We start from the raw sequence: 20,964 nt of genomic DNA on the forward strand, positions 1-20,964 counted from the left end.
GAGAAAAGATCCAAAGGGGGTGAAAACATGGAGATAAAGGCACAGGACCCGCCCTCTGCCGCGGCTGCTAAAGGTGAATCTGCGGCTGCAGACATTCAGCGGGCTGTGGTGGAAGCGGACATAAAGGGAAGGATCCAGGCCGGTGAACGGTTTGTGGAAGAACTGAGCCGGAGCGTCGAGGAAAACCGTGAGAAAAAGAACGAGGAAGGCAGCGAAAACAGGAGAGAAACCAGGACACCCCGGGATACTGCCGCCCTGTCAGATGAAAGTGCCTATTGTAAACTAAGCCCTGAGGAGCTTTCTGATCTTGATAAAATGTGGGGGAAGGAAGAGGCTGATCTGGCATGGGAGGACATCCTGGCGTGGAGTCCGTCTGCTGTAAAGCCGTTTCCTGAGGAACTGGAGGGCCTTGCAGCGCTTTATAAGGAGCTGCTCCAGGCCATTCTTTTGAATACCACAGCAGGAGTGCAAGAGGATCAGCTTGCCGCCCTGGAAGCTGCTTTATCGGATATCCTTATAAAGGTACTTGAGGGCCGCATGGGAGAATTGGAAACCCTTTTTGGTAATTTCGGATCCCAAAGCTCCATATCGGCCTTAAAGGCTGCCCTTTACCGCAGTGTAACAGGAAATACTTTAAGCAGCGGGGAGCTGGAAAGGGTTTTTAAGGAACAGCCGGAAAATGCCGGAGATACAGTTAAATTAACGCCTGGCAGCATTAGAACTCCGGTAAATGAATCTGGAAATGAAGCAGAACAGGGAATGATCTATCAGCCTGCCGGGGAAGGACGGATAAAGAATGATCCCCGGTATACCTGGCGGATTCGAAGAGAGACTCCTCTGTCCGTGCTGGAAGGAAGGGGTATGCCCGGCAGTAAGACAGATAAGGCTCATGGCGCCCAGGCTTCCATTTCCTCCATGGGGAAAAATACGGTTTATTCTCCTGCTGATCTCGAAGCGGCTGAGGGATTTGCCGGGTATATGAACAACAGGGGAAATTTATTAAGGACCTCCGGTCTTTCCGGAGGAAGTGAGGAGCTTTATGGGTTTCTGGCCGCATTGATGGCAATTAAATCCCAGACCTTTGGAGCTTATTCCGGGATCAATAAAGGGCTTGCCTCTGACCTTAGGGAGTCGGTAGACCGTATGATTGATTTTTACATACAGGAGGCGTTTAAGCAGTCTGAGGGCGTTATGAAAAGGCAGGGAGGAAGAAATACACTCTTTCAGCCAAGAGCTGCTTACAAGGTCTATTATTATATGATGAACCTCTATCAGACCACCAGGGATCTGGCTGAAACAGCAAACAAAGGAATAAGACATGCCTATCAGCAGTTCTTAAAGAAAAAGGAATATTTGGAAAACAGGGAAGATTCCGGATCCTTTTTTTACAAAGGAAAAAAATGATCCAAGGGAGGACTGGAAAGAGGGAAAGCGGATTGTAGAACGGGATTGGAAGGAATTTCTGTCTTTTATGGGAAGAGAGGATTTAGGCGGGATTCCCCTGGGAATCCTGGAGTTAAGCCCCTGGGGAATGCTTGCAGAACCGGAGCATACTGCCAGAGGAAGGGAGGTGTAACAGGCCCTGTTTTCCTGGCGGGAGCTTTGGCCGTAATTCTTATTCTGGTTTTATTTTTGTTCTTTTTTTTAAAACTGTTTTTATAAATGCAAATTTCTTCTTTACAGAAACACTTTAGTGTGCTACCATGGTAACACATGAAAAACAAGAGGAGGATGCAATTATGAAAAAAGAGATTTTAATAGCGGCAGTGTTGGGAGCGGCAGTCCTGCTTAGTGGCTGTTCCGGGCAAAAGAGCGAAGTTACGGCTTCCACGGCTTCTGATACCGCAGCATCAACAGCAAAAGAGACTGGAAAAGAAACAGAATCAGCTGCCAATACATTTACCGTTGGATTTGATCAGGATTTCCCGCCCATGGGCTTTGTTGGAGACAATGGAGAATACACGGGCTTTGATTTAGAACTGGCTCAGGAGGTGGCAAACCGCCTTGGCAGGAAATTTGTTCCCCAGCCCATTGCCTGGGATGCCAAGGACATGGAGCTGGAATCCGGAAATATTGACTGCATCTGGAATGGCTTTACTATTACAGGACGTGAGGAAGGCTATACCTGGTCAAAGCCCTATATGGAAAACAGCCAGGTGTTTGTAGTGGGAAAGGATTCCGGCATCAAAACGTTAGCTGACTTATCAGGAAAGATCGTAGAAGTTCAGGCGGATTCCTCTGCAGAAAAGGCACTGCAGGCAGATGAGAAGCTTTCCGGAACCTTTGGAACCCTTCAGACAACGCCGGATTACAACACTGCGTTTATGGATCTTGAGATGGGAGCGGTGGATGCCATTGCAATGGATGTAATTGTGGCAGGGTATCAGATCGAACAGAGGAAAGCGGATTTTATTATACTGGATGAAGCCCTTGCTGCTGAAGAATACGGCGTAGGCTTTAAGAAAAGCAATGATACCTTAAGGGATCAGGTTCAGGAACAGTTAGACGCCATGGCGGCTGACGGGACTCTTAAAAAGATCTCGGAAAAATGGTTCGGCAAGGATGTAACCAAGGTTAATAAATAAAGATAAAATGGGTTCCGGTCCCGCATTTATGGGCCGGACCTCATTTTGAAAACATGGAGGAGAAATCATGGCTTTAACGAAGATAATTTCACAATTGGCAGGGGGAATGTGGGTCAGCATCCAGATATTTGTGGTAACGCTGGTCTTTTCTCTGCCCCTGGGACTTTTAATATCCTTTGGAAGGATGTCAAAAAAATCCTGTCATACAGGCCATTGTTAAATTCTATATTTCTGTCATGAGGGGGACTCCATTGATGCTGCAGCTGATGGTGGTGTATTTCGGCCCCTACTATTTGTTTGGCATAAAGGTGGGGAATGGATACCGCCTCTGGGCCGCATTCATCGGCTTTGTCATCAACTATGCGGCGTATTTTGCAGAAATATACAGGAGCGGGATCCAGTCCATGCCGGTGGGACAGTATGAAGCGGCAAAGCTTTTAGGCTATACAAAGACCCAGACCTTTTTCCGCATCATATTTCCCCAGGTGGTGAAACGGATTCTGCCGTCTGTGACCAATGAGGTCATTACCCTGGTCAAAGATACCTCTCTGGCTTTTTCCATCAGTGTTTTAGAGATGTTTGCGACTGCCAAGGCCCTGGCCTCTTCCCAGACCAGCCTTATTCCTTTTGTGGCGGCAGGCCTGTTTTATTATATTTTCAACCTTATTGTGGCAGTAGGGATGGAATACTTAGAAAAGCGGATGAACTATTATCAATAGGAGGAAGAAAAGATGTACTTGCTGGAAATGAACCATGTGAAAAAAGCGTTTGATGGCCAGGGCGTGCTTCGGGATATTTCCCTGTCGGTAGAGGAAGGCGAGATCGTATCCATCATCGGTCCATCCGGTTCGGGAAAATCCACCCTGCTTCGGTGCGCTACCATGCTGGAACAGATGGATGGAGGGGAACTAAATTATCTTGGAGAAAAGGCCGCATGGGACGGGCCTGATGGAAGGGCTGTCTATGCCAAAGGGGAAAAGCGTAAGGAAATACAGAAGAATTACGGCCTGGTGTTCCAGAACTTTCATTTATTTCCCCATATGACGGTTTTAAAAAAACATTACCGATGCACCGATCCATGTGCAGAAACGGGATAAGGAAGAGGTTTTTTCTGAGGCAATGGAGCTTCTTAAGAAGATGGGACTGGAAGATAAGGCAGAAGCATATCCCTGCCAGCTTTCCGGAGGACAGCGCCAGCGGGTAGCCATCGCAAGAGCTCTGGCCTTAAACCCCAGGATCCTGTTTTTTGATGAGCCGACTTCCGCTCTGGACCCGGAGCTTACGGGAGAGGTACTAAAGGTCATTAAGTCCCTTGCGGACATGCACATTACCATGGTCATTGTGACCCATGAGATGGCCTTTGCCAGGGATATATCAGACAGGATTATTTTTATGGCTGACGGAGTGATCGTAGAAGAGGGAAGGCCGGAAGAAGTATTTTCCTCAAGCAATGTACGGACAGAGCTTTCTGGGGAGGTATGGGGAAGGGTGAGAATAAGAAAATTTTATTAAACCCAAGGAACCCGTTGAAATGCTGCCCCTATATAGGACATTGAAATATAACAATTCCTATATGGGGGTATTATTTTTCAATTTACAATATTACAAGGCATAAGAAGCTATAAGCTGACCAATTTGCACTATATCGCTTGTACCAGTGAATTCAAACTTCACTTTTCCAACACTGCTAAAGTAAAGTTCCAACTCACTATCCAGATCAAATACTCCAGAAGTTTCAACGGAAAATACCTGTATTTTGGAATAGGGCAGAGAAGTATAGTCTTTCTTTTTACCGGTCATTCCCTGAACATTTACAGAGATAATGCGCTTATTTGTAAAAACGATGTAATCACGGATTCCTTTATAGCATCCTATTATTTCTTCGCCAGGAATAAAAAGATTAGCAACGTCACTTGCAGTAGAATTATCCACCTTTTTTTAGTTTTGCAAAAGAACCATTTTTAAAATCAATCATACTCATTTCTCCTTTTTCTTTTGTTTGTGATTAAGCCTGTATTCTTCTTCAAGTATTCATACACATCAAAAACATTTATTCCTATAACCACTAGGTGTATAACCAGTCACTTTTTTTAAAAACACGGCTAAAGTATTTCTCATCAGTATAACCCACATCTTTGGATATCTGACTGATGGACTGATGGGTCGTAGTGAGGTATTCTTTAGCTTTTTCTATACGGATATTAATTAAATAATCACTAAAAGAAACGCCTACTATATCGCGAAAACTATGGCTAAAATATCCATAGCTTAAATTGGCTTTTTGGGCCATATCTGATACGATGATAGACTTGGAAAAATGATTATCTATATAATTTTTGATTTTTAATATGTCATGAGTAGTTTCTTTTGAGTAAGAATTATCAGGAAGTTCAAGATCAGGTTTTGAAATTTTACCTGCAATTCTTTCTAATATACTGTGAAAGTTTTCTTTGTCAAACTCTGTTTTTACTATATAATCAATAACCCCCAGTCTAAGCATCTTTTGAAGTAAATTGAATTCAGTGTGCATAGTGAGAATAACGTAGTTTAAATGTGGATAGAGTGGCCGCGCGGTCTCTATAAAAGTCACACCGTCCATAACAGGCATCTCGATATCTACTAGTACTAAATCAACTGTGATATCCTTTAATAATTCTAATGCCTTCTTTCCGTCTGATACATCTGCGACTACTTCCATGGCATAAGAAGAAAATGGCATAAGTAATTTGATCCCTTTACGAGTAATAGGGTCATCATCTACGATTAAAACTTTGATCATCATAGTCTCCTTTCATTTGAGGTATGGTGATTTCTATATGAGTTTCTTCCCCATATACACTGCTAATATTAAAACAATAATGGCCAGAATAGAAATCATCAAGCGATTGAAATATATATGATAAGCCGATACCAAAGTGTTCGTCGCTTTGCTCATCTTTTAAATCTATATACGGCCTGTTACAATACTGTTTGCTATTATATAAGATGATTAGTTTGTTAAGGGTATCTGCACCTATTCCGGTGCCATTGTCATTAATATGTATGGTAATATGATCATGTACAACTACATGAATATTTATTTGCATATTGTCTTTGTATCCATGTAAAATGGAATTTTCGATAATTGGCTGCAGTATAAACTTGGGACAAGCATAATCTAGCAGATCATCATCAGGTTCTTTGGTTATATTGAGGGAAAAATTATATCTGACTTTTTGTAAATCGGCATAATAAGTAATAGTGATTAGTTCTTTATTTAATGTGGTACTTATATTATCTTTATCTAAATTATAACTAAGTAAATGAGATAAAGATTGAGTGATATTATCTATCTCTGGTTCATCATTAATCAAGGCCAGCCAATGCAAAGTGTTGAGTGTATTCATAATGAAATGAGGATTGATTTGGCTGCGTAATTTTTCAAGCTGTATCGTGTAGTTGATTTTCTCCTCTTCTTTTGTCTTGTTTAAAAGATAATTTACTTCTTTCTGTAAACTTTTAATACGTACAAATAAATTATGATATTCAGGAATATTAGTTTGCAGTTCGCCGCTCTGCATATCATCAGAAAGAAAACTATTTAACTGCTTTTCTATTAAAGTGAGTGGTTTATAAGTACTCTTAAAAAAATACAATTCCTACAATAGATACAATAATAAGCAGCAGTATACTGGAAATTAAAAAGTTAATGGTAATAGAAGACAATTCCTTATTGTAAGTATCATAGGAAATCGTACCATATATAATCCAGCCTTGATTAGCTGCATGGGTATAGGTATACTTTATATTTGTATTATTTTGGATATTATTCTTGGATTGATCGGAAGACCTAAAGTATATATCGTCAAAGGAACTGTATGCTTTGCCTAAAATTTTAGAAATTGAATAGAAACCAGATTCTATAGATATCATATACCGATCTTCAGAATCTAATTTTAATCTTCTGTTGAGAATAATGACAGGTCTGTTAATAAAATGACTTTGACTTTGCCTTGGTGCTATAAAGGATAATTCGTCACCACGATATAAATAGTCATTATCTGTGCGTACGGTCAAATCCTCGCTAAGTGGAAAGCTGGAAAATACTACTTTATCATCTTTGGTATCATAGATATATATAAGGCCAATGTCTTCATTGGCATAGTAAGCAAGTTAATAGTATTACGTAAATTTACATAATAATTATTCTTATCTATAATATTAGCGGAACTTATATAGTCTAAAAGATTGGACCTAATGTCATTACTTTGTGATAACTGTTCAGAAGTAAGAGTTAGCTGCCATATCACATCTTCCAGCGAATTGGAAGCTTCATAAAGAGTACGGCTATAATTATCATTTATCTTAGTTCGCATACTATTAATAAACTGATATGTGATAAAAATATAGGTAGAGATACTAAGCAATATCAGTAATGAACAAAAAATAAAAATGCGCCTCTTAAGAGAAACCTGCAAGATCTTCATGGTAAATAATCCTTATACTATACAGCATTTTGACTGGAAGCAGTATAAATCATTTTACAGTTCAGTCTGTAAGCTATAAATCAGGCTGAACTGTTATCAAATTACTGCCTATATTATACAAAAATCTATATTTTAAGTCAATTGTTTGGACATAAACAATAAAAAAAGGTGGACTATTTTGCTTTGAAAGTAAAATTTGAATAAAAACAAAAGAAATATAACTAAAAAAATCCACTATGAAATCAAAATAAACAGTGTTAAAATTGTGAAAAAGTTGTAAAGTATTTGTATGAGTAAAGGTCGTTATTTATACATTGATTGGTCAATAGCAATAAATTTAATCATGGGTTCTGGGAATAAGTATGAAAGATTCCGAGAAAACATTAATCTTGAATGGAGGAAATGTATGAGGAAAAAAATCGTAAGGTATGGAGCATTGATGTTTGCAGGTAGTCTGACAGTTTTAAGCCTGGCTGCTTGCGGAGGCAGGACAAGTACTGCTAATAGTGGCAAAACCGCAGAAAGTACCAATCTACCGGTAGATGAGAGTGGTAATCCTAGTGCATTGGGTAAGTATAAAGAGCCTGTAACTGTGGAGATAGTACAAAGTATCAATCCTACGCAATCGTTTCCAGCAGGTCAAACCGTAGAAGATAATCAATATACCAAGTATGTCAAAGAAGTTATGAATATAGATATAAAGATCAAATGGCAGGCTGCAAATGGTGATGATTATACTCAAAAACAAAATCTGGCAATAGCTTCCAATGATTTACCAGATATCATGAGAGTAGGCCAAACTCAGTTTAAAGAGCTGGCAGATTCTGATCTTATAGAAGATTTGACAGATGTATATGCAAAATATGCCTCTGATACGATGAAATATGTCTTAGATACAACGAAAGGCGAGGCGATCGAGACTGCAACAATGGATGGTAAGTTATATGGACTTCCTGGAGTTACGCCAGAAGCAGATAGCTACAATCTTATGTGGATTCGTCAAGATTGGCTGGATAAGCTTGGCCTTGAAGTTCCTGAAACTGTAGAGGATTTACAAAAGGTAGCGCAAGCATTCGTAGATAATAAGATGGGTGGAGAACAAACAGTAGGTATCCTTGGAGCATCGGCTAATAATAATCTCTACAACAATTTCCTCTCACCAGCAAACAATCTTTTGACATTTGATGCTATATTCTCAGCTTACAAAGCATGGCCAGGCTTTTGGATCGAAGATACGAATGGGGATCCTATATATGGTTCTATAACGCCAGAGACAAAGGAGACTTTGGCAAAGCTTCAGGAAATGTATAAAAGTGGAGCCCTTGATCAAGAGTTAGGTGCCAGAAAAGATGCAGATGAAGCATGGAAATCTGGAAAAGCAGGTATACTATTCACTCCTTGGTGGCAGGGATATAGCATAAAAGATGCATTGGTTAATGATCCGGAAGCATCATGGATCGCATATGCATTGCCACTGGCAGAGGATGGGAAATGGTATCCTAAAATGGCCAATTCTACATCTACTTTTTTAGTAGTTAGAAAAGGTTATGAACATCCAGAAGCAGCAGTGCTTTTAAACAACTATCTGCTTCGTGATGAAGCTACTTTTGATACTACGGCAGTAGATCCACAATATTATCCAGGGCGTGTAGTTATGTCTCCGGCGGATGAGAATGCATATACTGTTACACAGCTCAAAAAAAGTATTAAATGGTGAAGCACCCGATGACTATGATAAAACGATCTATAAGAATCTGACAAAAGATCTTGATTCTTTAAAGAATGTTAAATTAGAACCTTATGATGATTTAAGAATTGCTACATGGAATCGTGATGATGATAACTTTGGCAGAATTTATAGTATGCTATGTGGCTCTGCAAGAGTAAATGAAGCAGATGAAGCAGGCAATATCGAAAGAGTATATAGTAAGATCTACAATCAAACGACTACTATGGAAAAGAAATGGGCTAACTTAAAGAAGTTAGAAGATGAAACATTCTTAAAGATTATCATTGGGGAATCTTCTGTCGATGAATTTGATAAATTTGTAGAGCAATGGAAAGCAGAAGGCGGAGACGAAATCACCAAAGAAGTTAAAGAATACGCAGCGAAATAATTCGTCAAAGATATTTGCATGAATGAGTTAAACGCTATATGATATGTGAAGTCCCAGTGTGTTTGATGAATTGAATCAATGCCTGGGACTTTACTTTATAAGGAGGCAGCATGGATAAAAAGAATGCAGCAGCTGTAAAAGTCACTAATAGGAAAAAGAGTGGATTAAAGCCTGTTACAATGACATATTGGGTAATGGTATTTCCAGCAGTTATATGGATGGTATTCATCAATATAGTGCCTATGTTCGGTGCTCTTATGGCATTTCAAGATTTTAAACCAGGAAGGGGGATATTGGGTTCGGAATTTGTAGGCTTAGAAAATTTTAAGTATATGTTTGAGATGAGGGATGTAAGGCAGATATTCTTAAATACTATTATAATAGCTGTATGGAAATTAGTACTCAATATCATAGTTCCTGTATCATTTGCACTTTTACTTAATGAAATTAAAAATGCACTCTTTAAGAAAATGGTACAAACCATAGTGTATCTGCCGCATTTTATTTCATGGGTCGTAATGGGAGGTATCATATTAGACGTATTTGCGCTGTATGGTCCAGTGAATAATATATTTTCGGGTCTGGGATTTACAAGGACAGTATTTTTTTACTAAACCTGCTCTATTTAGAGGTATGGCTGTAGGTACAGATGTATGGAAAGAGTTTGGATTTAATGCAGTTGTATATCTGGCAGCACTCACAGGAATAAGTCCTAATCTATATGAGGCGGCAGCATAGATGGAGCCGGCAAATGGCAGAGAATGTTACATATCACGCTTCCAGGTATTAAATCAGTTATCGTACTTATGAGCGTACTGGCCCTTGGCAATATATTAAACGCTGGATTTGACCAAATATATAATTTATACAATCAAGCGGTATATTCAACTGGTGATATAATAGATACATGGGTTTATAGAGTGGGTCTTAATAATCTTCAATTTTCACTCGCCACAGCAGTGGGTCTTCTAAAATCAGTAGTGGGATTTTTACTTATATCTACATCATATTATATCGCTTATAAGAAAGCAGATTATAGAATCTTCTAAGGGGAGGAAGACATAGTGGTCGAAAAGAAAACGTTGGGCTCATTTTTAGTTAAAGCTTTATTTGTAGTCATATTAGTTATATTAGCGCTTAGTTGCATCCTTCCACTTTTATATACGCTGGCACTTTCTTTTAGTTCTAAATCAGCAGCAGAAGCAGGATTAGTTGGATTTGTACCTGTAGATTTTACTACGTATGCTTATGATGAGATTATGAAAGATAAGAATTTTTTTTCACTCATTTTGGGTATCGATTCAAAGAGTAGGATTGGCGCTTATTATATCGTTGAGTGTGCTTATATTAGCATCATATCCACTTGCAAAGTCAAAGAAAGAATTTGCGCCTAGAAATATGCTTATGTGGACTTTCATATTTTGTATGATGTTCTCAGGTGGTACGATACCCTGGTATATGGTCATGAAAGATTATGGTTTGACCAATCGTGTATTTGGTCTGGCAGTATGTGGTGGTATACCAGTATTTAACTTGATTCTCATGGTCAATTTCTTTCAGGGAATACCTAAAGAATTAGAAGAGGCTGCCATGGTAGATGGTGCCGGACCATGGTATATCCTATTTATAATCGTAGTGCCATTATCTAAAGCAGTTATCGCTACAGTAGCATTATTTACTTTAGTTGGACAGTGGAATGAATTTTTCCAGGGCTTGGTGCTTTCTACAGGTGCAGATCACTATCCATTACAGACTTATATCAAACAATTAGTATTTCAGGTAGATACTTCCACCTTGACAGCAGAAGAAGTAAAACAAATGTCTACTATGTCAAATACTACTTTAAATGCAGCGAAGATATTCATTTCCATGGTGCCTATATTATGTATATATCCATTCTTACAGAAATATTTTGTATCTGGAATTACGCTGGGCGGTGTGAAGGAATAGATGCCATTCTGTCTTAAACGTTCTAAACATTTCTCTTTAACAGATCATTCTGTTAGTGATATGGAGAACATTAAAAGGTATAAGCTTCGTGTGGAGCTATAATCTTACAAAGTTAAGTATATAAAACACATCATTGGTATGGTTGTAATACATAGGAAAAACCGCCTTATAAAGGAGAAGTACCTTTATTTAGATATACAGGAGTGGGTAATTTAAAAGCATTGATAAGAAGAGGAGTAATAGAATGAGAGGTATAAAATATAATAAAATAGAAAATACATCTGAAAATTTTAAAATTGAATTAAATAACGGGGGTAAAATAATATCATTATTGCATCCAAGAGATAAATATCAAATGAACTGGGTAAGGGGAACGAATACTTGGGGGAGTATCAGGACTGAATTAGATTTAAGTGTAGACATAACACGTAAGTTTACGGAAAAAGGAGCATTTCGTGAAACATATACATTTACCAATGACACTAAATATGATATATGCGCGGTAGGGACTATGCTGGGAATTTATACGACATTTCCAGATTATTATACAGATTCGGTTATCTGCACTACTACGTGCTGCAATACTCATATTTGGTGTGGTGGTGCCAGCAGCTATATCTGTGCACTGCGAATGGGTGGAGGGGATATAAATTTAGGATTAGTATTAGTAGAAGGTTCTCTGAAAGGATATAGTGTAGAAAGAGATATCAAAAATAGCAGTAATGAACGCGGGGATTTTATACTTCACCCAGACAATATTCATCTAAAACCAGGGCAGTCGTATACGATATCATGGGAATTATTCTGGTTTGAAGATAAAGCAAATTTCGAGGAGAAAATCAGTGATTATAAAGATTTTATCACTATTTCTTCTGATCATTTTGTAGTATTAGGTGATGAATGTATAAGATTTAATTTAAAAGTAGGCACTGGTTCGCAGGAGAGTAGCATTATTGGAATTTCTGATAATTTTGAAAGTATTCAAGTTATCAGAAATAATAAAAAAATTCCATATATATTTGAAGATGGAGTATTTAAGATAGAAGAAAAACCCACAGAAGTTGGAGAATATATTTATGATATCATATGGAATGGTAAAACTGCTAGAGCTAGATTTTTAATATGCTCCGATATTATGACATTGGCAAAGAAACGATTAGAATATATAGCAGATAAGCAGCAATGTTACGATACAAATAGTTATCTGGATGGCGCATATCTGGTTTATGATACAGAAGAAAATTGCCAGTATTATGGTTATTTCCCAGATCACAATGCAGGGCGTGAGAGAGTAGGAATGGGAGTAGCAATGGCACTCTATCTGCAACACTATAAAGATGAAAAATTAGAACAAAGTTTAGATAAGTTTCTGACTTTTGTAAAAAGAGAGCTGATGGATGAAGAGACAGGTGTTGTCTATAATGATGCGCAACGTAATGCGGATTATAGAAGACCATATAACTTTCCCTGGATTAGCCTGCTGTTTATAGAGACATTTAAATTAAAGAAAGATAAGTACTATCTGGAACTGGCTTATAAAGTAATAAAGGCGTATTATAAAGATGATGGAGCGAAGTTTTATGCGATAGGTATACCTATGTATGAATCTATAAAGCTTTTTAGAGAAAATGGCATGGAGGATAAGGCGGGAGAACTTCTGGAACATTATGAAGAACATGGGATGAATATTGCCATAACAGGGAAACATTACCCCTCCCATGAAGTAAAGTATGAGCAAAGTATCGTGGCACCTGCCGCTATATATATGTGTGAACTTTATATGATAACTGGTGATGAAAGATATAGGAAAGCAGCACTAGAACAATTGGAAGTGTTAGGTTTATTCCAAGGTTCACAACCAGATTATCATTTAAATGAAGTAGCTATAAGACATTGGGATGGATTTTGGTTTGGTAAGAAGAGGCTGTATGGAGATACATTTCCCCACTATTGGAGTGCGCTTTCGGCTATAGCGTATCTAAGAAGTAAGGCAGTAATGAAAGATGATGAGTCTGATATGAAGGCTGTAAAAAAAGCAGATTATAGAGATAAGATAGAAAAGACATTTCGTGGTGTACTAAGTATGATTCATGAAGATGGAGGTGCTAGTTGTGCATACCTATATCTGATGGAAGTAAATGGAATAGAAGCAAATTATGCTGATCCGTGGGCCAATGATCAAGATTGGGGACTTTATTTTAATTTGAAATATCTGTGGGAAGATAAAGAAAAGCATTGACCTATATCGTGAATGTCATTAAGTTCATAATATGTTATCTCTAACCTGGAGATGGGCTGCTGCATAAGCAGTCGCAGCTGGTGAAGCCAAAAGTCTCTAATCCCATGACTATAAGCATATAAATTACCATTTTTAGGCAATTTATAAAATTTATTAAGAAAAAAAGATAAAGATTTTTCACAATCGGATGGTATACTTAATGTGAAATCATAGGTGATTTAGGAAAGAAAGAAGAGGAAGCTTATGAAAAAAAACATGGATTATGGCATTGGCTGTTTGTGCAGCAGTTTTATTTACGGCCTGTGGAAAATCGGCAAAGAATACGGAAAGCGTGGCAAATACTGTAACGGAAAGTACAGCTCCCAGCTCTGAGAATACAGAAGAGGTAAGCCAGGTAGCGCCGGGCAATGGGGCAGAATTTAAGATACTGGTGGGCACGGTCAAAAAGGTTGGAGATAACTTAGAGAGCTTGACTGTGGAGAGCGGCGGCAAGGAAATGAGTTTCGACTTAAGCGGTACGGTAGTGGAGACCTCTTATGCGCTGGAGTCGGAGTCAAAGGTGGAGGTTTCCGTTATCTATAAAGGAGAGATTTCCGGTTCCGATGCCTCAAATGCCAAGCCTGTCCTGGTATTGGACGGGCAGCAGAACATGAAGGTGCAGGAGGTGACCGGAAGTGTGACAGACCAGGCCATGAGCACCTTTACCATTAAAACGGAATCCGGCGAAGAGATCGGGTTTATAAAGGACAACTGTGAGGGACTGGACAGCGATGTGCTTGGAACCGCTGCCGATGACAGCAACGGAAGCGGAGCTATGATAAAAGTGACCTATGTGACTGTGACCTATGATGCAGGAAGCAAATCCAACTTCCCCTTAAGGGTGGAAGCCGTAAAGTAAAAAGATTAAAATCCCGAATATGCAGGTATCATTTACTTAAGGAAGTCAAGTAAAGAGTAGAAAAAGCTTGCAAATTCGGGATTTTCATGTACAATAATAGAGATGACAGAAGAAGGGGCCAATGGACCCCTATTTTGATGATTTTGGCTATCTGGAGGCGGACTGGAAACAGGAAGGGAAAGCAGCCGGAGGGCGCAGCGAACGATAACCAGATTGCAGAAAGGGAATTTAAGATGATTAGTGCACATAACGTAACATTAAGACTCGGGAAGAAGGCATTGTTTGAAGAGGTGAACATTAAGTTTACCGAAGGCAACTGCTACGGGATGATCGGCGCCAACGGCGCGGGAAAGTCCACCTTCCTTAAAATACTTTCCGGTGAATTGGAGCCTACAAACGGCGATATCGTCATAACGCCGGGACAGAGGCTTTCCTTTTTAAAACAGGACCACTTTAAATACGATGGCTTCCAGGTGCTTGACACCGTTATCATGGGAAATGCCAGACTTTATGAGATCATGAAAGAAAAGATGCCATCTACATGAAAGAAGATTTCACCGATGAAGACGGCATCAAGGCAGCGGATCTGGAAGGTGAATTTGCTACCATGAACGGCTGGGAGGCAGAATCCGATGCGGCGAACCTCTTAAACGGCCTTGGAATCGAGACAGATCTTCATTACAAACAAATGAGTGAATTAAACGGTGCAGAAAAGGTTAAGGTGCTTCTTGCCCAGGCTCTGTTCGGAAATCCGGACATTCTGCTTCTTGACGAGCCTACCAACCACCTGGATTTGGATGCCATCGCATGGCTTGAGGAATTCCTCATTAACTTTGAAAATACGGTTATCGTGGTTTCCCATGACCGTTACTTCTTAAATAAAGTCTGCACTCATATCGCGGACATTGACTACGGAAAAATCCAGCTTTATGCAGGTAACTATGATTTCTGGTATGAGTCCAGCCAGCTTATGGTAAAGCAGATGAAGGAAGCCAACCGGAAAAAGGAAGAAAAGATCAAGGAGCTCCAGGAATTTATCCAGCGTTTCTCCGCCAATGCTTCCAAATCCAAGCAGGCGACTTCCAGAAAGAGGGCACTGGAGAAGATCGAACTGGATGACATCAAACCATCCAGCAGGAAATATCCATACATTGATTTCCGTCCGGCCCGTGAGATCGGCAATGAGGTTTTAAGTGTTAATAATTTATCAAAAACCATTGACGGAGTAAAGGTTTTAGACAATATCTCCTTTACCTTAACCCGTGAGGATAAGGTTGCCTTAGTGGGACCCAATGAGATGGCAAAGACCGTTCTGTTCAAGATTCTTGCAGGAGAAATGGAGCCGGATGAGGGCGATTACAAATGGGGCCTTACCACCAGTCAGTGCTTTTTCCCGAAGGACAACACAGCGGAGTTTGATAACGATGACACCATCGTTGACTGGCTGACCCAGTATTCTCCGGAAAAGGAAGCCACCTATGTGCGCGGATTCCTTGGCCGTATGCTGTTTGCCGGAGAGGATGGAGTGAAAAAGGTACGGGTATTGTCCGGTGGAGAAAAGGTGCGCTGCATGCTTTCCAAGCTGATGATTTCCGGCGCTAATGTGCTGATGCTTGACGAGCCTACGGACCATCTGGATATGGAGTCTATCACAGCCCTTAACAATGGTCTGGTAAAATTCCAGGGAGTTCTGATTTTCTCCTCCCGTGACCATCAGATCGTTGAAACAACGGCTAACCGCATTATGGAGATCGTAAACGGACAGCTGATCGATAAGATCACCACCTATGACGAGTACCTGGCAAGTGATGAAATGGCTCGTAAGAGACAGGTATTTACCTTAACGGAAGAACAGGTCGAAGAGAACGAATAGCAGAAATAAATATTTAGGCAGACGCCGCAGTTTTGGCAGGAGAAATATCAGGCCGGAACTTGGGCGTCTGTTTTTTTTGCCTGGAATAGAAAGTGCCGGTGTTTGCCGGTTTTTCGGGAATTATTGCGTATTTTTTCCTCATGACGTATAATCAGACTTGGAAAGGAGGTGAAAATCATTGATACCATAGATTATTATGCCTATGCGTCCTCTATGAGAGACTGGAATCCCCAGTTTAAGGCGGTGACGGCGGTGGCTTCCCTGCTCTTTTGTATCGGGGCAAATGACAGAAAGGTGTCGGTACTGGTGCTTTTGACCATGGCCGCAGTCACCATACTGGCAGGCGGGATTCCCTGGAAGAATTATTTGGGCCTGCTTAAGATCCCTCTTGCATTTCTCTTTTTGGGGACAGCGGCCATTGTCATTGACCTGTCGCCGGTGCCCCATGGACGGGTGCTTGCTTCTGTTCATGGGGTTTACCTGTATCTGACGGAAGGCGGGCCGGAGCTGGCCCTGGGACTGATCTTAAAGGCGCTGGCAGCCTTAAGCGCCATGTACATGCTGGTGCTTTCCACTCCTGCAAGTGAGATCATCTGTGTATTCCGAAGGCTTCATGTTCCCAAAATAATTTTGGAGCTGATGAACATGATTTACCGGTTCATTTTCGTGATGATGGATACCCAGTGTTATATGAAGCAGGCAGCCGAGTCAAGGCTTGGTTACTGCGATTTTAAGACCTCCTGCCGCTCCTTTGGAAATACGGCTGGAAATCTGTTCGTTGTTTCCTTAAAAAAAAGGCCAATATCTATTATGATGCGCTTACCGCCCGCTGCTATGACGGGGAACTTTTGTTTCTGGAGGAGGAAAAGAAGGTAAAGGGGTGGCAGCTTTGGACTGCAGCCGGTTATTTTCTGATCCTGGTATGGGTGCGTCTGCTGGTTTAATTGTGTGGCAGAGATTACAGACGAAGGAGGTGCGGGAAGATGGAGGAAATTCTTTTGCAGGCAGAAAACCTGTGCTATTCTTATGGACAGGGAAAACAGGTGTTAAGGGAAATCAATATTACCGTAAGAAAAAGAGAAAAAATCGTTGTTCTCGGTTCTAACGGTGCGGGAAAATCCACCTGCTTTCTCAATTTAAACGGGGTATACTGTCCGGATTCCGGAAGAATCCTTTACCGCGGGAAAGAAATAGGGAAAAAGGATTTAAATGAGCTGAGAAAAAATGTGGGTATCGTTTTTCAGGATGCGGACAACCAGATCATCGCTTCTACGGTCTTTGCAGAGGTATCCTTTGGCCCTATGAATCTAAAGCTTCCAAGAGAGGAAGTGAAGAAACGGGTGGAGGATGCCCTGGAATACATGAATTTAAGTTCCATGAGGGACAGGCCGCCTCATTATTTAAGCGGAGGAGAGAAAAAGCGGGTCAGCATAGCGGATATCATTGCCATGGAATCCGAGGTGATCATATTCGATGAGCCTACGGCCTCCCTGGATCCGGTCAATGTGGAAATGCTGGAAGGGGTTCTGGATAAGATGAATGAAATGGGGAAAACTCTTCTGATTTCCACCCATGATGTGGATTTCGCATACCGTTTTGCAGACAGGGCGGTGATTTTTGCCGGTGGCCGCATTATTGCCGATGGGCCGGTGAGAGAAGTGTTTGAAGATGAGGATGTATTAAGTCAGGCCAATTTAAAAAGGCCCATCCTCCTGGAGGTTTATAACAGTCTGGTGAGGCACCGCATTTTAGCAGCAGGCGGGAGCTCTCCTAAAGATGCCGGAGAGCTGGAAATGCTCTTGGAGGCACAAAGAAATTGACAGAAAGCTATTAAACAGCTACAATACAAAAGTATTATGTGAAAGGTGCCTGTGAAAATTCTCCGCAGGATAATAGGGAAAAGGGTGTAAATCCCTTACGGTCCCGCCGCTGTAAGTGGGGAGCAGGGCTCAATAAATCACTGGGAAACCGGGAAGAGGAGCTGCTGTGTTGATGCACGAGTCAGAAGACCTGCCTTTCATAAGGAAGTTCGATTTGCCTTTGGCTCATCGAACGGCTGATTTACGAAATTCAGGCTGCGCCTTTATTAAGTAAATTATGCCTGCGATGCATCCGGTTACGAGCGATGACCGGATGCCGGGAAGTCTTTTTGTTGTACAAAGATTTGCCTCGTAAGCGCCGGTCTGATGTGTGGGAATCATCGGAATTTGGTGCTTATTTTATTGGAACACCCTTCGGGTATACCTTTACACCTGATAAAGCTGGGTGGGAAAACAGAAAGGAGAATGAAAATGAGTAAGAAAGAAAAAAAGAGTCATGAAACTTGTCGTCGCATTTGCCCTGGCCTTTGGAATTGTTCCAAGCGCCTATGGAATGCATATTATGGAGGGGTACCTTCCTGTGGGATACTGTATCGCCTGGGGAGCCGTCTGTCTGCCGTTTCTGGCAGCAGGATTTTTCTCCATCAGGAAGAGGCTTCAGGAGAACCGGAAGACCATCACCATACTGGCCATGTCGGGAGCCTTTATTTTTGTCATATCATCCTTAAAGATCCCGTCCGTAACAGGAAGCTGTTCCCATATGACAGGAACCGGCCTTGGAGCCATTTTATTCGGGCCGTCAGCGGTCAGCATCCTAGGAATGATCGTACTGATTTTTCAGGCCATATTACTGGCTCACGGCGGTCTTACATCGCTGGGTGCCAATACCTTTTCCATGGCAATTGCAGGTCCTTTCGTGTCTTTTGGAATTTATAAATTATTAAAAATGCTGAAGGTAAACAAAATGGTCAGCATTTTCCTGGCAGCGATGATCGGTGACCTGTTTACATATTGTGTGACCAGCATTCAGCTTGCGCTGGCTTACCCGTCGGAGACAGGCGGCGTCTTTGCTTCTGCTGTTAAATTTTTAGGGGTATTCGCACCGACTCAGCTTCCCCTTGCAATTATTGAGGGAATCCTTACCACAGTGATCATTATCACCCTTGAAACTTATGCCCTTCCGGAGCTGAAAGCAGTTGGATTTTCAAAGGAGGTTCAGTAATATGACCAGTAAAAATAAAAAGATCGTAGTAACTCTCCTGATTTTAGCCTTTCTGATTGCAGCGGTCCCCCTCTTTGCATTAAAGGGAGCCGAATTCGGCGGTTCTGATGATGCAGGAAGCCAGATGATATCGGAGATCCAGGGAAGGTCATATGAGCCATGGTTTACGCCGGTGATGGAAACCTTCATCGACGGAGAGCTTCCCGGAGAAGTGGAAAGTCTGCTCTTTTGTATCCAGACCGGTATCGGGGTAGGCATCCTGGCCTTTTTTATGGGACGGTTCGTGGAACGGAAAAAGTGGCAGGAAAAAGGGAAATCGGTTATGAGCAGGTAGCGAGGCGGATTGCGAATATCCGCTTGACCAGGATAAGAACCTGATTGAGGGTGTCTCAGAGGAAAAATCGTCTTTGAGGCACCCTCTTCCACCAGATTCTTAAGATCTTTTCCAGGGCAACCCGCACTGAAATTTCCTGATTGCAATATTTATTATGTAAGCATTTCATTTACATTAATAATTGCGCCCAATATATTGGAATCATTGTTATAGTTACATTTATCAATTCTAGTCGTTATAAATCCTTGGTCTCCCAAATAGCTTTTGCATATGCTTTTAAACTTTTCTTTGACAGCTTCGATAAACCAGGCTTCTTCTGATATTCCTCCATCGCTTCCTTGGCTGTTTTGTCTCCCTTTAAATATTTATCACATACTTCGCTCCCATAGATCGCTTTATCTTCCGAGGTTATCTTATTATTATAAATTTCAATTAAAGCTGTCATTGAGGAATCATTTCCTTGCTGGTCAATTTTTCCAGTCTTAAAATTCATAAATGACAGGCTGTGAAATTCTCCTGCATAGCCATCCTTACCATAAACACCCACCGGTGCCTGTTCCGATCATTAAAAATGCAGAAGAGCTGCTTCCTTTTGCATTACCCATTTTAAATTCACAAAGGCCGGTAAATAAATTCATCCCTTTCTTATTCTACGGGAAAATGATATACTATTTCTATCTTTTATCAGAGGTGAAAAAAATGAAAAAAATGATTTCTTGGAATGTAAACGGCCTTCGCGCCTGCGTGGAAAAGGGCTTTTTGGATTATTTTAACGAAGTGGATGCGGATGTATTCTGTATCCAGGAAAGCAAGCTTCAAAAGGGACAGATCGACCTTGATCTTCCCGGATATCATCAGTACTGGAATTATGCGGAAAAGAAAGGCTATTCCGGGACTGCCATATTTACGAAGGAGGAGCCTTTGTCAGTGGATTATGGAATCGGCGCAGAGGAGCATGACAGGGAAGGCCGGGTGATCACAGCCGAATTTCCGGAATACTATGTGGTTACCTGCTATACCCCCAATTCCCAGAATGAACTGGCCCGTCTGCCTTACCGGATGACCTGGGAGGAGGCATTCCTTGCCTATTTAAAAGGGCTGGAGGAGAGAAAACCGGTAATTTTCTGCGGTGATTTAAATGTGGCCCATAAGGAAATCGATTTAAAAAAATCCTAAGACCAACCGGAAAAATGCAGGCTTTACCGATGAAGAAAGGGAGAAATTTACCGTTCTTCTGGAAAACGGATTTATTGATACGTACCGTTATTTCTATCCGGAGCAGGAAGGCATATACTCCTGGTGGTCTTACCGGTTCAGTGCCAGACAGAAAAATGCAGGCTGGCGCATTGACTATTTCTGCGTTTCAGAAAGCTTAAAGGACAGGCTTTTAAGCGCGGACATCCATACCCAGGTCTTAGGCTCCGACCACTGCCCTGTGGAGCTTGTGATCCGATAGAGAG

At 41.0% G+C, this 20,964-nt stretch carries 18 protein-coding genes, 4 pseudogenes and 1 riboswitch; of the genes and pseudogenes, 18 read left to right on the plus strand and 4 right to left on the minus strand.

Annotated elements, in window-relative coordinates:
* The first annotated feature begins 27 nt into the window (after positions 1-27).
* The 4 genes and pseudogenes from JCM10519_RS22645 to JCM10519_RS22660 all read left to right on the plus strand — a co-directional run bounded on the left by JCM10519_RS22645 (position 28) and on the right by JCM10519_RS22660 (position 4,077).
* Positions 28-1,404: a hypothetical protein gene (locus tag JCM10519_RS22645; protein ID WP_347845188.1), complete on the plus strand. Its 1,377-nt coding sequence runs from the start codon at positions 28-30 to the stop codon at positions 1,402-1,404.
* A 335-nt stretch (positions 1,405-1,739) separates the two neighbouring features.
* Positions 1,740-2,585 carry a transporter substrate-binding domain-containing protein gene (locus JCM10519_RS22650; RefSeq protein ID WP_054742079.1) on the plus strand — a complete coding sequence of 282 codons (846 nt, stop codon included), beginning with the start codon at positions 1,740-1,742 and terminating at the stop codon, positions 2,583-2,585.
* Between the two features lie 67 nt (positions 2,586-2,652).
* Positions 2,653-3,304 (plus strand): annotated as a pseudogene (locus JCM10519_RS22655) (amino acid ABC transporter permease).
* 12 nt (positions 3,305-3,316) lie between these two features.
* Positions 3,317-4,077: pseudogene (locus JCM10519_RS22660) on the plus strand (amino acid ABC transporter ATP-binding protein).
* Positions 4,078-4,187: 110 nt separating this feature from the next.
* Here the strand turns inward: JCM10519_RS22660 and JCM10519_RS22665 are convergent.
* The 3 genes from JCM10519_RS22665 to JCM10519_RS22675 form a co-directional block, all read right to left on the minus strand.
* Positions 4,188-4,517: a PH domain-containing protein gene (locus tag JCM10519_RS22665; RefSeq protein WP_347845189.1), complete on the minus strand. Its 330-nt coding sequence runs from the start codon at positions 4,515-4,517 to the stop codon at positions 4,188-4,190.
* A 133-nt stretch (positions 4,518-4,650) separates the two neighbouring features.
* Positions 4,651-5,367, minus strand: a complete 717-nt coding sequence (locus tag JCM10519_RS22670) for a response regulator (protein WP_347845190.1) — start codon at positions 5,365-5,367, stop codon at positions 4,651-4,653.
* The gene (locus JCM10519_RS22675; protein WP_347845191.1) at positions 5,339-6,145 is read right to left on the minus strand and encodes a histidine kinase; all 807 of its coding nucleotides are present in this window, start codon (positions 6,143-6,145) and stop codon (positions 5,339-5,341) included. The genes JCM10519_RS22670 and JCM10519_RS22675 overlap by 29 nt, the downstream gene beginning before the upstream one ends.
* Positions 6,146-7,457: 1,312 nt before the next feature.
* Here JCM10519_RS22675 and JCM10519_RS22690 point away from each other — a divergent pair.
* The 13 genes and pseudogenes from JCM10519_RS22690 to JCM10519_RS22740 all read left to right on the plus strand — a co-directional run bounded on the left by JCM10519_RS22690 (position 7,458) and on the right by JCM10519_RS22740 (position 19,504).
* Positions 7,458-8,768: an extracellular solute-binding protein gene (locus tag JCM10519_RS22690; RefSeq protein WP_054742089.1), complete on the plus strand. Its 1,311-nt coding sequence runs from the start codon at positions 7,458-7,460 to the stop codon at positions 8,766-8,768.
* Entirely contained in the window at positions 8,725-9,168 is a 444-nt protein-coding gene (locus JCM10519_RS22695) for a hypothetical protein (RefSeq protein ID WP_054742091.1), read from the plus strand. The genes JCM10519_RS22690 and JCM10519_RS22695 overlap by 44 nt, the downstream gene beginning before the upstream one ends.
* A gap of 110 nt (positions 9,169-9,278) precedes the next feature.
* The gene (locus JCM10519_RS33105) at positions 9,279-9,782 is read left to right on the plus strand and encodes a hypothetical protein (protein WP_347845192.1); all 504 of its coding nucleotides are present in this window, start codon (positions 9,279-9,281) and stop codon (positions 9,780-9,782) included.
* A gap of 147 nt (positions 9,783-9,929) precedes the next feature.
* Positions 9,930-10,217: a hypothetical protein gene (locus tag JCM10519_RS33110; RefSeq protein ID WP_347845193.1), complete on the plus strand. Its 288-nt coding sequence runs from the start codon at positions 9,930-9,932 to the stop codon at positions 10,215-10,217.
* Positions 10,218-10,232: 15 nt separating this feature from the next.
* The gene (locus JCM10519_RS33115; RefSeq protein ID WP_347845194.1) at positions 10,233-10,562 is read left to right on the plus strand and encodes a hypothetical protein; all 330 of its coding nucleotides are present in this window, start codon (positions 10,233-10,235) and stop codon (positions 10,560-10,562) included.
* 64 nt (positions 10,563-10,626) lie between these two features.
* Complete coding sequence (locus JCM10519_RS33120; RefSeq protein ID WP_347845195.1) at positions 10,627-11,118, plus strand: carbohydrate ABC transporter permease; 492 nt, start codon at positions 10,627-10,629, stop codon at positions 11,116-11,118.
* A gap of 244 nt (positions 11,119-11,362) precedes the next feature.
* Entirely contained in the window at positions 11,363-13,357 is a 1,995-nt protein-coding gene (locus JCM10519_RS22710) for a hypothetical protein (RefSeq protein WP_054742093.1), read from the plus strand.
* A gap of 262 nt (positions 13,358-13,619) precedes the next feature.
* Positions 13,620-14,255, plus strand: coding sequence for a hypothetical protein (locus tag JCM10519_RS22715; RefSeq protein WP_054742100.1), 636 nt, complete (start codon positions 13,620-13,622; stop codon positions 14,253-14,255).
* Between the two features lie 233 nt (positions 14,256-14,488).
* Positions 14,489-16,128, plus strand: a pseudogene (locus JCM10519_RS22720) (ATP-binding cassette domain-containing protein).
* Positions 16,129-16,296: 168 nt separating this feature from the next.
* The gene (cbiQ, locus tag JCM10519_RS22725; protein ID WP_347845196.1) at positions 16,297-17,004 is read left to right on the plus strand and encodes a cobalt ECF transporter T component CbiQ; all 708 of its coding nucleotides are present in this window, start codon (positions 16,297-16,299) and stop codon (positions 17,002-17,004) included.
* A gap of 107 nt (positions 17,005-17,111) precedes the next feature.
* Positions 17,112-17,948 carry an ATP-binding cassette domain-containing protein gene (locus tag JCM10519_RS22730; RefSeq protein WP_054742102.1) on the plus strand — a complete coding sequence of 279 codons (837 nt, stop codon included), beginning with the start codon at positions 17,112-17,114 and terminating at the stop codon, positions 17,946-17,948.
* Between the two features lie 26 nt (positions 17,949-17,974).
* A riboswitch (cobalamin riboswitch) is annotated at positions 17,975-18,161 on the plus strand.
* Between the two features lie 283 nt (positions 18,162-18,444).
* Positions 18,445-19,170, plus strand: coding sequence for an energy-coupling factor ABC transporter permease (locus JCM10519_RS22735; protein WP_054742103.1), 726 nt, complete (start codon positions 18,445-18,447; stop codon positions 19,168-19,170).
* Between the two features lies 1 nt (position 19,171).
* Complete coding sequence (locus JCM10519_RS22740; RefSeq protein WP_054742104.1) at positions 19,172-19,504, plus strand: energy-coupling factor ABC transporter substrate-binding protein; 333 nt, start codon at positions 19,172-19,174, stop codon at positions 19,502-19,504.
* Between the two features lie 235 nt (positions 19,505-19,739).
* Here the strand turns inward: JCM10519_RS22740 and JCM10519_RS22745 are convergent, their stop codons facing one another.
* Positions 19,740-20,051 (minus strand): hypothetical protein, encoded by a 312-nt coding sequence (locus tag JCM10519_RS22745; RefSeq protein ID WP_054742105.1) that lies wholly within the window; start codon positions 20,049-20,051, stop codon positions 19,740-19,742.
* Positions 20,052-20,203: 152 nt separating this feature from the next.
* Between JCM10519_RS22745 and JCM10519_RS22750 the strand changes: the two are divergent.
* Positions 20,204-20,960 (plus strand): annotated as a pseudogene (locus tag JCM10519_RS22750) (exodeoxyribonuclease III).
* The last annotated feature ends 4 nt before the right edge of the window (positions 20,961-20,964 follow it).

This window comes from Clostridium sp. NkU-1 (assembly GCA_001312405.1).

Coding starts and splice junctions, on each gene's coding strand:
- JCM10519_RS22670 (WP_347845190.1), bottom strand. CDS start 5,367: ATGATGATCAAAGTTTTAATCGTAGATGATGACCCTATTACTCGTAAA.
- JCM10519_RS22645 (WP_347845188.1), top strand. CDS start 28: ATGGAGATAAAGGCACAGGACCCGCCCTCTGCCGCGGCTGCTAAAGGT.
- JCM10519_RS33110 (WP_347845193.1), top strand. CDS start 9,930: ATGTTACATATCACGCTTCCAGGTATTAAATCAGTTATCGTACTTATG.
- JCM10519_RS22695 (WP_054742091.1), top strand. CDS start 8,725: ATGCATATACTGTTACACAGCTCAAAAAAAGTATTAAATGGTGAAGCA.
- JCM10519_RS22740 (WP_054742104.1), top strand. CDS start 19,172: ATGACCAGTAAAAATAAAAAGATCGTAGTAACTCTCCTGATTTTAGCC.
- JCM10519_RS22715 (WP_054742100.1), top strand. CDS start 13,620: ATGGCATTGGCTGTTTGTGCAGCAGTTTTATTTACGGCCTGTGGAAAA.
- JCM10519_RS22650 (WP_054742079.1), top strand. CDS start 1,740: ATGAAAAAAGAGATTTTAATAGCGGCAGTGTTGGGAGCGGCAGTCCTG.
- JCM10519_RS22730 (WP_054742102.1), top strand. CDS start 17,112: ATGGAGGAAATTCTTTTGCAGGCAGAAAACCTGTGCTATTCTTATGGA.
- JCM10519_RS22675 (WP_347845191.1), bottom strand. CDS start 6,145: ATGCAGAGCGGCGAACTGCAAACTAATATTCCTGAATATCATAATTTA.
- JCM10519_RS33120 (WP_347845195.1), top strand. CDS start 10,627: ATGGTCATGAAAGATTATGGTTTGACCAATCGTGTATTTGGTCTGGCA.
- JCM10519_RS33105 (WP_347845192.1), top strand. CDS start 9,279: ATGGATAAAAAGAATGCAGCAGCTGTAAAAGTCACTAATAGGAAAAAG.
- JCM10519_RS22735 (WP_054742103.1), top strand. CDS start 18,445: ATGAAACTTGTCGTCGCATTTGCCCTGGCCTTTGGAATTGTTCCAAGC.
- JCM10519_RS22690 (WP_054742089.1), top strand. CDS start 7,458: ATGAGGAAAAAAATCGTAAGGTATGGAGCATTGATGTTTGCAGGTAGT.
- JCM10519_RS22710 (WP_054742093.1), top strand. CDS start 11,363: ATGAGAGGTATAAAATATAATAAAATAGAAAATACATCTGAAAATTTT.